The following is a 13,917-nucleotide window of genomic DNA, read 5'->3' as shown; positions in this document are numbered from 1 at the left end:
GGCGCAGCCCTCAGCGCTCTTCGCCGTCGGATGCCGGGGCGCCGTCGGGCCGAACCGAATGACGGCTTCGCCTGAATCGCGTGCTCGCGATGACGACGGCGACGAGGGCGAGCGCCGCACCGCCGATGGTGGCGAGGTCGACGGCCTGGCCTCCGACCGGCACCAGCACGTCGAGCGCGAGTGCGGCCGTCAACTGGCCTACGACGCCCGCGAGGGCGAGCACGAGCACGCCGATCACACGCACGACCACGGCCTGCACGGCGATGAAGACGCAGCCGATCATGCCGCCCGTATAGAGCCACGCCTCGCCGGGCAGCGAGGTCGGCCAGCCGACGAGTGACGAGTGCACGACCATGACGGTGACGAGCACCGCCGTGCCCACCGCGAAGTTCACGAAGGTGGAGGTCAGCGCGCTCGAGGCCGCGACGCGGATTCGGCCGTTGACGGCCTGCTGCCACGCCGCCCCGAAGCCCGCGGTGAACGGCAGCAGCACGAGCAGCACCGGTGCCGCACCGCCGATCTCCGACGACAGGGTCCAGGTCACGGCGCCCAGGGCGAGCAGCGCCCCGATCGCCCGCGTCGCGGTCAGCGGGCGTCGACCGGCCGGGCCGAGGCCGATCAGGTCGAACACGACTCCCCCGACGGTCTGCCCGGCCACGATCGACACCGTGAAGAGCGCGACGCCGATGACTCCGGCCGACAAGCCCTGGGTCGCCACGAACCAGGCGCCGGCGACGCCGCCGAGCAGCATCCACCAGCTCACGCGGCCGGCCCTGAGCTCGGACCCGACGTTGGCGAAGCCCGCGCGCCCGGGCTTCCAGATCGCGAGCGCGACGAGGAGGATCAGCAGTCCGCTGCCGAACGAGATCGCCGCGGCGGTGTAGGCGTCGCCGATCGACGCCGCGAGTTGCCCGTTGACCCTCGACTGCACGGCCGTGAGGGCGCCGCCGATGGCGGCAAGGGCGATCGCGACCCACGCGGGCATTCCCGGATGCTCGACGTGGGCGTGACGATGCTCGGGGTCCGCGTGCTCCGGGGGTCCGGAATCGCGCGAGGTCGAGGACTCCGACGGCGAAGCAGCATCCGAGGACGGAGCGGCATCGGGAGTCGAGGCGTCTTCAGTCAAGTGCCGGCTGCGGGACTCGAACCCGCAACCCCCGCTTTACAAGAGCGGTGCGCTACCAATTGCGCCAAGCCGGCGAGGCGAACCTCGGGGGCCATCTTATCGACGACCGGCACACCGACCGCGCGGCGGAACCCGTGATGGGTTCCGCCGCGCGGACCGGCTCACTGGGCCGGAGTCGGAGTGGGCGTCGGAGTCGGGGTCGACTCGGCATCGTTGAAGGTCGCGCTCGTGGCCTGCACGACGAACGACTGGAACTCCTGCGCGTCGCTGAGCGAGCCGCTGTACTGCTGGCCGTTCACGAGCACGGTCGGCGTGCCGGTCACGGAGGCGAGGTCGGAGTTCGGGATCGGGCCGGTGAGCGCCCGCGTCGTGGCATCCTGCACCCATGCCTTGAAGCGCACGTCGTCGATGCACGCCCCGACGGAGGATGCGGCGCCGGCATCGGTCGCGAGCTTCTTCAGGTCGGCGTTGGCGAGACCGACCGTGCCCTCTTCTGGCTGGTTCTGGAAGAGCAGCTCGTTGTAGTCGAAGAACGCCTCGGGCGAGAGGTCGGCGACGCAGGCGGCCGCGTTCGCTGCACGGAGCGAGTACTGCGTACCGGCCGACTTGTTCGTCAGGATCGCGATCGGGTGGACCTCGAGGGTCGCCGCCCCCGACTCGACCATGGTTCGCATCGCCTCGGAGTTCGTCGTCTCGAACTGGCCGCAGTACGGGCACAGGTAGTCGATGTACGTCACGATGTTCGCGACCGTGCCGCTGTCGTCGGGAACGGTCGCCGTCGGCTCGCCGCCCGCCTCGATGGCCGGCGTCTCGACCGCGGTGATCGCGCCATCGTCGCCTGCGACGAGGAGGATGCCGTCGCTCGCCATGTTCGCCGGCCCGGGGCCCGCCGGCTTGATGCTGTTGAAGATCAGCCAGCCCACGAGGGCGGCCACGAGCAGCACGGCGACGATGACGCCGCCCTGAATCAGGACCTTGTTGCGCTTGTCGCGCTTCTTCTGCTCCTCGCGAAGGACACGCGCCTTCTCTCGTGCCGCCTCCCGACGTTCGTTGCGGGAGGCACGAGGCTCATTGGATCCGACGTTGGTCATCGATGGTCACTCCGGGTCGCTGTGTGGGCGCGCGCGTACTGCGAACGCACCCACGATAGTAGGAACGGTGGCTGGGAATCAGCCACACGAGCACCCTCGGCCGGCGTTCGGCCCCCGTTCGGTGGGCGTTCAGCCCGCTCCGGGCGCGCTCGCAGCCGCCGCGGTACACGGATGCCGCCGGCCGGCGTCGAATCGGACGGCGGCCTCGCGCATGCAATACTGAGGGAGCGTCGACGATGACGCAGTCCATCACTACGGATCGTCCGGCACGTACCTGCCGGTGAAGGAGAAGAACACCATGGCGTCAGTCACGTTCGACAAGGCCACCCGCCTCTACCCCGGCGGCACCCGTCCGGCCGTCGACCAGCTCGACCTCGATGTCGCAGACGGCGAGTTCCTCGTGCTCGTCGGCCCCTCGGGTTGCGGCAAGTCCACGTCGCTCCGCATGCTCGCCGGTCTCGAAGAGGTCAATGACGGCAACATCTTCATCGGCGACCGCAACGTCACCGACGTGCCGCCGAAGGACCGCGACATCGCGATGGTCTTCCAGAACTACGCGCTCTACCCGCACATGACCGTGGCCGAGAACATGGGCTTCGCGCTCAAGATCGCCGGCGTCGGCAAGGACGAGCGCGCCGCTCGCGTGCTCGAGGCGGCCAAGCTCCTCGACCTCGAGCCCTACCTGAGCCGCAAGCCGAAGGCCCTCTCGGGTGGCCAGCGTCAGCGCGTCGCCATGGGCCGCGCGATCGTGCGCCAGCCCCAGGTCTTCCTCATGGACGAGCCGCTGTCGAACCTCGACGCCAAGCTCCGCGTGCAGACGCGCACCCAGATCGCGTCGCTCCAGCGCCGCCTCGGCGTCACCACGGTCTACGTCACGCACGACCAGACCGAGGCGCTCACCATGGGCGACCGCATCGCCGTGCTGAAGGACGGCCTGCTGCAGCAGGTCGGCACCCCCCGCGACCTCTACGAGAAGCCGCAGAACGTGTTCGTCGCCGGCTTCATCGGCTCGCCCGCGATGAACCTGTTCCACGCGGACCTCGTCGAGGGCGGCGTGCTCTTCGGCACCGCCACCGTGCCGGTCGACCGCGACGTGCTCGCCGAGGCCTCGGCGAAGACCGCGACCATCGGCGTGCGCCCCGAGGACATCACCGTCTCCCCCCACGAGGGCGAGGGCCTCGCGGTCGACGTCGACCTCGTCGAGGAGCTCGGCGCCGACGGCTACCTCTACGGCCACTCCACGGTCGAGGGCAAGCGCACCGACATCGTCGCCCGCGTCGACGGCCGCATCCACCCGAGCGCCGGCGACCGCGTGTACCTCACGGCCACGCCGAACCACGTGCACCTGTTCGACACCGAGTCGGGCCTGCGCCTCAGCAACAAGGCCGTCGTCAGCTGACGACCCCGCACGAACGATCGATGCCGGTCGGGCTTCCAGCCCGGCCGGCATCGGCGTTTCCCGAGGCCGGTCGCCACGGCATCCGCTCGCCCCGGGGCCGGTGCCGGACCGCCGGAGCCGACCAGGGTTCTGCGGTCGGCCGCTCCCCCGGCTACGCTGAACCACGATGAGCGGTTCACTTTCGATCACGTCGGCCACGACCGACCCGGCACTGCTCGACCTGCCATGGCACCTGCCGCTCGAGTCCTGGCCGAACGAGAACATCGCGGCGCTGCCCAAGGGCATCTCGCGCCACCTCGTGCGCTTCGCGCACCTCGCGGGGCATGTCGTCGCCATCAAGGAGACCACCGCAGACATGGCCCGCGGCGAATACGAGATGCTGCGCACGCTGCAGCGGCTCGAGATCCCGTGCGTCGAGCCGGTCGCGGTGATCACGAACCGCACCGACGCCGACGGCGAGCCGCTGAAGCCCGTGCTCGTCACCCGGCACCTGCGGTTCTCGTTGCCGTACCGAGCACTGTTCTCGCAGACGCTGCGCCCCGACACCGCGACCCGGCTCGTCGACGCCCTCGCGCTGCTGCTCGTGCGCCTGCACATCATCGGCTTCTTCTGGGGCGACGTCTCGCTGTCGAACACGCTGTTCCGGCGTGACGCCGGGGCGTTCGCCGCCTACCTCGTCGACGCCGAGACCGGCAAGCTCTACGAAGGCGGCCTGTCGAACGGCCAGCGCGAGAACGACCTCGAGATCGCACGCGTGAACATCGCCGGCGAACTGCTCGACCTCGAGGCCGGCGGGCGCGTCGCCGACGAGCTCGACCCCGTGCGCATCTCGAACGGCATCGTCGACGCCTATCGCAGCCTCTGGACCGAGCTCACGGGCTCCGAGTCGTTCTCCTCGGCCGAGCGCTGGCGCATCAACGAGCGCGTGAGCCGACTGAACAAGCTCGGGTTCGACATCGAGGAGCTCGCGATCCGCACCGACGCCCAGGGCACGACCGTGCGCATCCAGCCGAAGGTCGTCGACGCCGGGCACCACCAGCGACGCCTCCTGCGCCTGACCGGCCTCGACGCCGGCGAGAACCAGGCGCGGCGGCTCCTCAACGACCTCGACTCGTACAGCGTCACCTACGGCAAGGGCGACATCGATGAGGAGATGGTGGCCCACGAATGGCTCGTCCGCGTGTTCGAGCCCGTCGTGCGGGCGATCCCGACCGACCTGCGCGGCAAGCTCGAGCCCGCCGAGGTCTTCCACCAACTGCTCGAGCACCGGTGGTACCTCGCACAGCAGGTCGGCCACGACATCCCGCTCGCCGAGGCAGTGGCGTCGTACATCAACAGCGTGCTGCGCCACCGCCGCGACGAGGCGACCGTGATCGGGCCGACGACCGGCACCATCACGACCTCGATCGACGTCGTGCCCCTCGACACCTCGGCCATCGCCGTCGTCGACCCCGACGACGACCACGACTGGCGCCTGAAGGTCTGATCGCGACGAAGAAGGGGGCCTCCGATGTGGAGGCCCCCTTCTTCTTGTCGTCCGGCGAGAGCCGGCTGCGACTCGCTACTTCTCGGCGCGGAGCTTCGAGATCTCGTAGAGCGTGACGGATGCCGCGATGCCGGCGTTCAGCGACTCGGTCGCCGCGCTGATCGGGATCGAGACGATCGCGTCGCAGGTCTCGGCGACGAGGCGGGACAGGCCCTTGCCCTCACTGCCGACCACGACCACGATCGGCCGTTCGGCCCACGACAGGCCGGGCAGCGACACGTCGCCGTCGCCGTCGAGTCCGAGCACGAAGACGCCGCGCTCCTTCAGCGCCTTCAGCGTCTGGGTGAGGTTCGGCGCCATGGCGACGGGAATGCGCGCGGCGGCGCCGGCCGAGGTCTTCCAGGCGCCGGCGTTCACGCCGACCGAGCGACGCTGCGGCACGATCACGCCGTGCCCGCCGAATGCGGCGGTCGAGCGGATGATGGCACCGAGGTTGCGCGCGTCGGTGATGCCGTCGAGCGCGACGAACAGGGGGGTCTCGTCGCGTGCGATGACCTCGTCGAGCAGCTCGATGGGGTGGGCGTACTCGTACGGGGGCACCTTGAGCGCGAGGCCCTGGTGCACGCCGCCCTCGCCGGCGAGGCGATCGAGCTCGGGGCGCATGACCTCGAGGATCGGGAGCCCGCGGTTGGTGGCGATCTTCATCGCCTCCTTCACGCGGTCGTCCATCTCGATGCGTGCGGCGACGTAGAGCGTCGTCGCGGGGATGCGAGTGCGGAGCGCCTCGACCACCGAGTTGCGGCCGGTCACGATCTCGGACTCGTCGCCCGACTTCGAGCGGCGGGATGCGCCGGAGGCGCCACGGGGTGCACCCGGGCGACCTGCGCCCTGTCCGGCGACCTTCGCGCCCGGCTTGCCCTTGCCGCCGGATGCGGAGTAGCGGTCCTGTGCGGCCTTGCGCTTGCCGGCGGGGTGCCAGGCGCGGTCTTCGGCCTTCGGCGTCGGCCCCTTGCCCTCGAGCGCCTGGCGCCCCTGGCCTCCGGATCCGACCTGCTTGCTCTTGCCCTTGCGCACGGCTCCGGCGCGCGGCTTGCTGCTGCCCTTCATGATTCCAAGCTCCAATGTGTGCCGGTCTGGCTGTCTTCGATGGTGATGCCCGCCGACGAGAGTTCGTCGCGGATGCGGTCTGCGGCAGCGAAGTCCTTTGCTGCACGTGCCGCCTGGCGATCCTCGATGAGTCTGGTCACGAGGGTGTCGAGGGCGGATGCCGCGGGCGCGGCATCCGGGCTCCACCTGGCGTCGCGGGGGTCGATGCCGAGCACGCCCGCCATGGCGGCGACCTGCCCGTGCAGCGCCGCGGCGTCGTGGAGTTCGTCGGCGTCGAGCGCCTGGTTGCCGGCGCGGACGGTGTCGTGCAGCACGGCGATCGCCTGCGGCACGCCGAGGTCGTCGTCCATGGCCGCGGCGAACGCGTCGGGGATGACGGGCGCGCCCACGCCCTCGTAGCGGGTGCCCACGAGGCGGCGTTCGACGCGCTCGAGGAACGTGCGGATGCGGTCGACCGCGGCCTCGGCCTCGGTGAGCGAGGTGGGCGCGTAGTCGAGCGTCGAGCGGTAGTGCGCGGCGCCGAGCAGGTAGCGCACGGCGAGCGGCGAGGCGAGCTCGAGCAGCTCGGCGGCGAACACCGAGTTGCCGAGCGACTTGGACATCTTCTGCCCGCCGGTGTTCACGAGGCCGTTGTGCACCCAGTAGCGGGCGTACGCGTCACCGGCCGCCGTCGACTGGGCGAGCTCGTTCTCGTGGTGCGGGAATCGCAGGTCGAGCCCGCCGCCGTGGATGTCGAACTCGGTGCCGAGGTAGCGGGTCGCCATGGCGGAGCACTCGATGTGCCACCCCGGACGGCCTTCGCCCCACGGCGACGCCCACGAGGCGGACTCGGGTTCGTCGGCCTTGCGGCCCTTCCAGAGGGCGAAGTCGCGGGGGTCGCGCTTGCCGCGCGGGTCGGCGTCGGCGGCGGCCTCCATGTTGTCGCGCGCCTGGCGCGTGAGCTCGCCGTAGGCCGGCCAGCTCGCGGTGTCGAAGTACACGTCGCCCGAGGCATCGGGAGCCGCGTAGGCGTGGCCGCGCTCGATGAGCCGGGCGATCAACTGCTGCATCTGCTGCACGCTCGCGGTCGCACGCGGTTCGTAGGTCGGGGGCAGGATGCCGAGCGAGGCGTAGGCGGCCTGGAACTCGAGTTCGATGCGGTAGGCCAGCGCCCACCACTGCTCGCCGGTGGCGGCGTCGAGGATCTTGTCGTCGATGTCGGTCACGTTGCGCACGAAGGCCACGTCGTAGCCGCGGTACGAGAACCACCGGCGCAGGATGTCGTAGACGAGGGCGCTGCGCAGGTGCCCGATGTGCGGGCTCGACTGCACCGTCGGACCGCAGACGTACATGCCGACGTGTCCCTCTTGCAGGGGCACGAAGTCACGCAGGGCCTGGGCCTTCGAATCGTAGAGTCGCACGGTCACCCGGCAAGCCTACCGGCGCGCGGCTGAGCGCCCGATCGGCGCCCCGATCAGGCCGTCGTGAGCAGTGCAGTCGCGATGGCCGAGACGCCCTCGCCGCGGCCGGTGAAGCCGAGCCCGTCGGTCGTCGTCGCCGCCACCGACACCGGCGCTCCGAGCAGTGCGGACAGCAGCGCCTCGGCCTCGCCGCGGCGGGGTGCCAGCTTCGGACGGTTGCCGACGATCTGCACGGTCGCGTTCACGATGCGGAACCCCGAGGCCTCGACGAGCCGACGCGTCTCTGCGAGGAACACCTCGCCGTGCGCGGCGGCGAATCGGGGATCGGCCGTGCCGAAGACGGCTCCGACGTCGCCGAGGCCGGCGGCCGCGAGCAGTGCGTCGCAGATCGCATGCACGGCGGCGTCGCCGTCGGAGTGGCCTGAGAGCCCGCGCTCCCCCGGCCATTCGAGGCCCGCGAGCCAGAGCGGGGTCGCCGGGTCGTCGTCGAACGCGTGCACGTCGACGCCGGTGCCGATGCGGAGGGCGGCGGGGCCGGGCACCCCGACGGGCTCGGGTTCCGGGACGGACTCCAGAACCTCGGCCGCTTCGGAAGGCCGAGTCGGATCGGGAACCTGGGCGGGTTCGCGCTCATCGCGAAGCTGCTGCTCGGCGCGACGGAGGTCTTCGGGCACCGTGATCTTGAACGCGCGCGCGTCGCCCGGCACGAGGTCGACCGTGAGTCCGGCCGCGGCCGCGATCGCGGCGTCGTCGGTGTACTCGTAGGTCGGGTCGGCGGCCGCGAACGCGGCGTCGAGGTCTTCACGCGGGAACCCCTGCGGCGTCTGCACGGCCGCGAGCGTCGAGCGGTCGACCGTCTCGACGATGTGCCCCCCGGCGATGCGCTTGATGGTGTCGACCACCGGGAGCCCGGGCACGATGCCGTGTCCGCGCGAACGGACCGCGGCGGCCACCTCGTCGAACACGAGCGACGGGGTCAGGGGACGGGCCGCGTCGTGCACGAGCACGGTGTCGACGATGCGCGGCAGCACCGCGAGGCCTGCCTCGACCGAGCCCTGGCGCGAGTCGGCGCCCGGCACGACATCGAGCGGGGCGGATGCCGCGGCCGCGGCCCGCGCGTATCGATCGCGCACCTCGGCGACCCGATCGCTCGGCGCGACGACCACCACGTGCGGCGTCTCGCGCATGCCGAGGACGGCATCGAGCGCCACGCCGAGGATCGTGGAATCACCCAATGGCACGAGGGCCTTGGGCTCGGTGCGACCGAGGCGCGTGCCGCTGCCCGCGGCGACCAGGATGACGGCGACCGTCGACGAACTCATGGCTCGAGCCTATCCAGCATCGGGACGGCGCGAGGGCATGCGGGCGCACAACGACATCGCGCCCCCGAAGAGGCGCGATGTCGCGAGTCGCTAGGAGGCGAGGACCTCGTCGAGGACCGTCGAAGCGGCCTCCTCGTCGGTCTTCTCCGCGAGCGCGAGCTCGGAGATGAGAATCTGCCGCGCCTTGGCGAGCATGCGCTTCTCTCCCGCGGACAGGCCGCGGTCCTGATCGCGCCGCCACAGGTCGCGCACCACTTCGGAGACCTTGATCACATCGCCGGAGGCGAGTTTCTCGAGGTTCGCCTTGTAGCGACGAGACCAGTTCGTGGGCTCTTCGGTGAACGGTGCGCGAAGCACCTCGAAGACCTTGTCGAGGCCCTCCTTGCCGATGACGTCTCGAACGCCGACCAGGTCGACGTTCTCTGCGGGCACCTCGATGACGAGATCACCCTGCGTGACGTTCAGCTTGAGGTAGAGCTTCTCCTCACCCTTGATGATGCGCTTCTTCACCTCGGTGATTGTTGCGGCGCCGTGATGCGGGTATACGACGGTTTCGCCAACCTCAAAAAGCATGAATATATGTCCTTCCGGCAACTTTCAGGATATCACATTCGCGTTCGTGCTAAGGTTCCGCCGCTCGCTCGCAGGCTCCGTTCCGCCGTTGCGCTACACTCGGATTCGATTCCGTGCGCGCCCAGAACGTGCGCGCACGCCCGTATTTGGAGGTTCTGTGAAGGCGCGTCTCGCGGCATCCGCTGTTCTGGCCCTGGGTCTCGCCATCGGCGCGACCGGCTGCTCGATGGTCACCTACCAGGCGACGACCGAGCACTACGACGCGAGCGACGGCGTCTCGATCACGGTCGGCCAGCTCGACCTCCGCAACATCCTCGTGGTGAGCGAAGACGGCGTCGACGGCAACCTCGTGATGACCGTCATCAACACCGGCGACGACGACCAGACGCTCAAGATCCAAGCCGGCTCCGCCACGCAGGAGCTCGAGGTCGAGGGCAACGCGTCGGTCGTGCTCGGCGGCGAGGACACCGAACCGCTCCTGCTCGAGGGCATCGACGCCGAGGTCGGCGGCCTGACCCCGATCTTCTTCCAGTACGCGGGCGAAGAGGGCCTCGAGAAAGAGGTCCCCGTGCTCGACGACCGCCTCTACCCGGGCCTCGAGCCGTAAACCTCGGGCTCGGGCCGGCCTGCCGGCACCCACGACCGACACGAAACGGCTCCCGCCTCGGCGGGAGCCGTTTCGCATGCCCGGCGCCGCAGCACGGCGCTCAGCCGCGGGCTCGGCGGGTCACGCCTCGAAGCGGTAGCCCAGCCCTCGAACCGTCACGAGCTGCACGGGCTCCGACGGCTGCTGCTCGATCTTCGAGCGGATGCGCTTGATGTGCACGTCGAGGGTCTTCGTGTCGCCGAAGTAGTCCGAGCCCCACACCCGGTCGATCAGCTGCCCGCGCGTCAGCACGCGACCCGGATTGCGCATGAGCAGCTCGAGCAGCTCGAACTCCTTCAGCGGCATGGGCACCGGTTCGCCGTCGACCTCGACCGTGTGCCGGTCGACGTCCATGCGCACGCGCCCGCCCTCGATCAGCGAGTCGTCGAAGTCGTCGGCGTCGATGCGACGCCGGAGCACTGCACGGATGCGCGCGAGCAGCTCGCGGGTCGAGTACGGCTTCGTCACGTAGTCGTCGGCACCGAGCTCGAGGCCCACGACGATGTCGATCTCGGAGTCCTTCGCCGTCAGCATGATGATGGGCACGTTGGAGCGAGCCCTGATCTCGCGGCACACCTCGGTTCCGGGCAGCCCGGGGAGCATGAGGTCCAGCAGCAGCAGGTCCGCGCCGCCTCGGTCGAACGCCACGAGCGCCGACGGGCCGTCGGCCGCGACCTCGATCTCGTACCCCTCGCGTTCGAGCAGGAAGCTCAGCGGGTCGCTCAGGGCGATCTCGTCCTCGACGAGCAGGATGCGGGTCACTGGGTGTCTCCTCGGTCAGGAACGGCGCCGTGCGCCGCCCCGGTGGTGTCGGTCATCGGACGGGGTGCGAAGCGCGCCCCGGGAGGGGCGCGGCGGCGAGCTCGGCCTGCGAGGGCCCGCCCGCGGCATCCGTCGCCGGAATCGGCGGCTCTGCGAGCGGAAGCCGGAGCGTGAAGGTCGAGCCGCGCTCGGGGGTGGACCAGACGCGCACGTCGCCGCCGTGGTTCTGCACCGTGTGCTTGACGATGCTGAGGCCGAGCCCCGAGCCGCCCGTGTTGCGCGATCGGGCCTGGTCGACCCGGAAGAAGCGCTCGAAGACGCGATCGAGGTCGTCTCGCTGGATGCCGATGCCCTGGTCGGTGACCGAGATCTCGACCGTGTCGCCCGAGCGCTTGACGCCCACCCCGACCCGGCCGCCCTCGCTCGAGTACGCGATCGCGTTCGCGAGGAGGTTGTGCACGGCCACCACGAGCAGCGCACGGTCGCCGTACACCTGCGCGGAGCTCGACGCCCGGACGGCGATCTCGACGCGCTTCGCCGCGGCGACGATGCGATTCTGGTCGACGGCGTCGGCCACGACCTCGTCGATCGCGACGAGGACGTCGGGGCGGAGCGCATCGCGCGCCTGCAGCCGGGAGAGCTCGATGACCTCGCTCGTGATGTGCGCGAGGCGTGCGGCCTCGGTCGAGAGCCGGCCGGCGAAGCGCCGCACCTGGTCGGGTTCGTCGGCGGCCTGGTCGAGCGCCTCGGCGAGCAGGCTCACCGAGGCGATCGGCGTCTTGAGTTCGTGCGAGATGTTCGCGACGAAGTCGCGCCGCACCTCGTCGAGCCGGTACGACTCGGTGCGGTCGTCGGCCAGCAGCAGGACGAATCGCGTGCCGAGTCGCGCCACGAGCACGCGCAGGCGCATCGTCGAGTCGCCGTACGGGCCGCGCGCGAGGGTGAACTCGTCGGCGATCGTCTCACCGGAGCGGCGCACGGATGCCGCGAGCTCGAGCAGGTCGGGATGCACGAGCGCACTGCCGCGCACGAGTCCGAGCGAGAGCGCGCCCGGCGAGGCCTTCAGCACGTTGTTCGACGGATCGAGCACGATGCCGGCCGACTCGAGCACGTCGAGCACCTGCTCGACGCCGTCGGGGATCGTGGGTGCGATGACCTGCGCGGCACGTGCGCCGCGTCGTTCGGCCATGTACAGCAGGAGAAGGAAGCCGGCCCCGAGGAACGCGCCGAGAGCCAGCGCGCCGAGGACCAGCCAGATGGAGTCCATGCTCAGTAGCGTAGCCACACCGCGTTGACCCGAATCCCGATTCCGGGGGCTCCGCGGCGGTAGGTTAACGAGTGTTCAGGTCCAGGGCACCCGCCGTTCACCTTCCCCGGCGACGATGTGCAGGTCCGGTGCGACCTCCGGACCGCTCCCGCGTGCGCGCAGCGCGCGCACCCGAAAGAGGATGTTTCGTATATGCGTGAGGTGTTCCAGCAGGAACTTCGAGAAGTCCAGGAGCGACTCGTCGAGATCGCCGAGCTCGTCGCGACGTCGATCGACAAGGCGACTCGGGCGTTCAACGAGTCCGACGTGAGTCTCGCCGAGGAGGTGATCGCCGACGACCACCGCATCGACCAGGCCGCCGTCGAGCTCGACGAGCTCGCCATCACGATCCTCGCCCGCCAGTCGCCGGTCGCCCGCGACCTGCGCACGGTGGTCAGCGCGCTACGCATCAGCGCGTCGCTCGAGCGCATGGGCGACATGTCGACCCACATCGCCCAGCTCGCGCGCTACCGGTTCCCCGACAAGGTCGTGCCCAAGCGGCTCCGCGGCACGTTCGCCGACATGGGCGCGCTCGACGTCGAGATCGCGCAGAAGCTCACCGAGCTGCTGCGCACCGAAGACGTCAAGCTCGCCGAGGAGATCCGCAACGAGGACGACAAGGTCGACGACCTGCACCTGTCGGTCTTCGACACCGTGCTCGGCGAGAAGTGGAAGGGCGAGGCGGCCGACACCGTCGACGCCACCCTCGCGAGCCGGTACCACGAGCGCTTCGCCGACCACGCGGTCTCGATCGCCAAGAAGGTGCAGTACCTCGTCACGGGTGACTGGGATCCCGACATCAGCGCCGGCCTCTGAGGCCGAGCGCGAAGAGCCGGGCCGGGGCGCGCCGGACGGCGCATCGCAGGACATGACGAAGGGCGGGGGATCACTCCCCCGCCCTTCGTCATGGTGCCGGCCGGATCGAGGCCGCAGGCGGTGCGACTACTTCTTGCCCTGCGCGGCGACCGCGGCAGCACCTGCCGCTGCGGCCTCGGGGTCGAGGTAGCGCCCGGGCGCGAGCGGCGTGAAGTCGTCGCCGAGCTCGTAGACGAGCGGGATGCCGGTGGGGATGTTCAGCTCGGCGATGTCGTCGTCGCTGATGCCGTCGAGGTGCTTGACGAGCGCGCGCAGCGAGTTGCCGTGCGCGGTCACGAGCACGGTCTTGCCCTCAGCGAGGTCGGGCACGATGCCGTCGTGCCAGTACGGCAGCATGCGGTCGATGACGTCCTTCAGGCACTCGGTGCGCGGCAGTTCGTCATCGGCGAGGTCGGCGTATCGGGCATCGCCGACCTGCGAGTACTCGGCGTCGTCTGCGAGCACCGGCGGCGGCACGTCGAACGAACGGCGCCAGAGCTGGAACTGCTCGGGGCCGTACTTCTCGAGCGTCTCGGCCTTGTCGAGGCCCTGCAGCGCACCGTAGTGGCGCTCGTTGAGGCGCCAGGTGCGACGCACGTCGATCCAGGCGCGGTCGGCCACGTCGAGCGCGATGTTCGCGGTCTGGATGGCGCGGGTGAGCACCGAGGTGTGCAGCACGTCGGGCAGCAGGCCCGACTCGGCGAGGAGCTCGCCCGCACGGGCGGCCTCGGTGCGTCCGAGTTCGCTGAGCCGAACGTCGACCCAACCGGTGAACAGGTTCTTCTGGTTCCATTCGCTGTTGCCGTGGCGAAGCAGCACGAGGGTGTGAGGCATGACTCCAGCC

13 protein-coding genes and 1 tRNA gene are annotated in these 13,917 nt (G+C 70.3%); 4 read left to right on the top strand and 10 right to left on the bottom strand.

Annotation, left to right across the window (positions count from 1 at the left end; all coding sequences use genetic code 11):
• Nucleotides 1-10 precede the first annotated feature (10 nt).
• The 3 genes from ASE68_RS06120 to ASE68_RS06110 all read right to left on the bottom strand — a co-directional run bounded on the left by ASE68_RS06120 (nt 11) and on the right by ASE68_RS06110 (nt 2,217).
• Nucleotides 11-985 (bottom strand): DMT family transporter, encoded by a 975-nt coding sequence (locus ASE68_RS06120; protein WP_055856270.1) that lies wholly within the window; start codon nt 983-985, stop codon nt 11-13.
• Between the two features lie 142 nt (nt 986-1,127).
• A tRNA-Thr gene (locus ASE68_RS06115) sits at nt 1,128-1,200 on the bottom strand.
• A gap of 87 nt (nt 1,201-1,287) precedes the next feature.
• Nucleotides 1,288-2,217 carry a thioredoxin domain-containing protein gene (locus ASE68_RS06110; protein WP_055856267.1) on the bottom strand — a complete coding sequence of 310 codons (930 nt, stop codon included), beginning with the start codon at nt 2,215-2,217 and terminating at the stop codon, nt 1,288-1,290.
• A 298-nt stretch (nt 2,218-2,515) separates the two neighbouring features.
• On the opposite strand from ASE68_RS06110, the gene ASE68_RS06105 reads away from it, so the two are divergent.
• Complete coding sequence (locus tag ASE68_RS06105) at nt 2,516-3,616, top strand: ABC transporter ATP-binding protein (RefSeq protein WP_055860829.1); 1,101 nt, start codon at nt 2,516-2,518, stop codon at nt 3,614-3,616.
• A gap of 166 nt (nt 3,617-3,782) precedes the next feature.
• The gene (locus ASE68_RS06100) at nt 3,783-5,102 is read left to right on the top strand and encodes a DUF4032 domain-containing protein (RefSeq protein ID WP_055856264.1); all 1,320 of its coding nucleotides are present in this window, start codon (nt 3,783-3,785) and stop codon (nt 5,100-5,102) included.
• A gap of 75 nt (nt 5,103-5,177) precedes the next feature.
• Here the strand turns inward: ASE68_RS06100 and rlmB are convergent, their stop codons facing one another.
• From rlmB to ASE68_RS06080, 4 genes are all read right to left on the bottom strand, one after another.
• Complete coding sequence (gene rlmB / locus ASE68_RS06095) at nt 5,178-6,209, bottom strand: 23S rRNA (guanosine(2251)-2'-O)-methyltransferase RlmB (RefSeq protein WP_055856261.1); 1,032 nt, start codon at nt 6,207-6,209, stop codon at nt 5,178-5,180.
• Entirely contained in the window at nt 6,206-7,615 is a 1,410-nt protein-coding gene (gene cysS, locus ASE68_RS06090) for a cysteine--tRNA ligase (protein WP_055856258.1), read from the bottom strand. Before cysS ends, rlmB begins: the two co-directional genes overlap by 4 nt.
• Nucleotides 7,616-7,662: 47 nt before the next feature.
• A complete protein-coding gene (ispD, locus tag ASE68_RS06085; RefSeq protein ID WP_055856256.1) occupies nt 7,663-8,931 on the bottom strand; it encodes a 2-C-methyl-D-erythritol 4-phosphate cytidylyltransferase in 1,269 nt (422 codons plus the stop codon).
• A 90-nt stretch (nt 8,932-9,021) separates the two neighbouring features.
• Nucleotides 9,022-9,504 (bottom strand): CarD family transcriptional regulator, encoded by a 483-nt coding sequence (locus tag ASE68_RS06080; RefSeq protein WP_022889889.1) that lies wholly within the window; start codon nt 9,502-9,504, stop codon nt 9,022-9,024.
• A 157-nt stretch (nt 9,505-9,661) separates the two neighbouring features.
• On the opposite strand from ASE68_RS06080, the gene ASE68_RS06075 reads away from it, so the two are divergent.
• Nucleotides 9,662-10,111 (top strand): hypothetical protein, encoded by a 450-nt coding sequence (locus tag ASE68_RS06075; RefSeq protein WP_055856253.1) that lies wholly within the window; start codon nt 9,662-9,664, stop codon nt 10,109-10,111.
• Nucleotides 10,112-10,231: 120 nt separating this feature from the next.
• On the opposite strand, the gene ASE68_RS06070 is transcribed toward ASE68_RS06075, so the two are convergent.
• Nucleotides 10,232-10,912: a response regulator transcription factor gene (locus ASE68_RS06070; protein WP_055856250.1), complete on the bottom strand. Its 681-nt coding sequence runs from the start codon at nt 10,910-10,912 to the stop codon at nt 10,232-10,234.
• 52 nt (nt 10,913-10,964) lie between these two features.
• Nucleotides 10,965-12,179, bottom strand: coding sequence for a cell wall metabolism sensor histidine kinase WalK (locus tag ASE68_RS06065; RefSeq protein WP_055856247.1), 1,215 nt, complete (start codon nt 12,177-12,179; stop codon nt 10,965-10,967).
• Between the two features lie 192 nt (nt 12,180-12,371).
• On the opposite strand from ASE68_RS06065, the gene phoU reads away from it, so the two are divergent.
• Nucleotides 12,372-13,034 carry a phosphate signaling complex protein PhoU gene (phoU, locus tag ASE68_RS06060; protein WP_055856244.1) on the top strand — a complete coding sequence of 221 codons (663 nt, stop codon included), beginning with the start codon at nt 12,372-12,374 and terminating at the stop codon, nt 13,032-13,034.
• A gap of 126 nt (nt 13,035-13,160) precedes the next feature.
• Here phoU and ASE68_RS06055 read toward each other — a convergent pair whose 3' ends face one another.
• Nucleotides 13,161-13,907, bottom strand: a complete 747-nt coding sequence (locus ASE68_RS06055) for a phosphoglyceromutase (protein WP_055856241.1) — start codon at nt 13,905-13,907, stop codon at nt 13,161-13,163.
• Nucleotides 13,908-13,917 lie beyond the last annotated feature (10 nt).

The organism is Agromyces sp. Leaf222, from assembly GCF_001421565.1.
GTDB lineage: Bacteria > Actinomycetota > Actinomycetes > Actinomycetales > Microbacteriaceae > Agromyces.
This window is presented reverse-complemented; position numbering and strand designations above follow the sequence as displayed.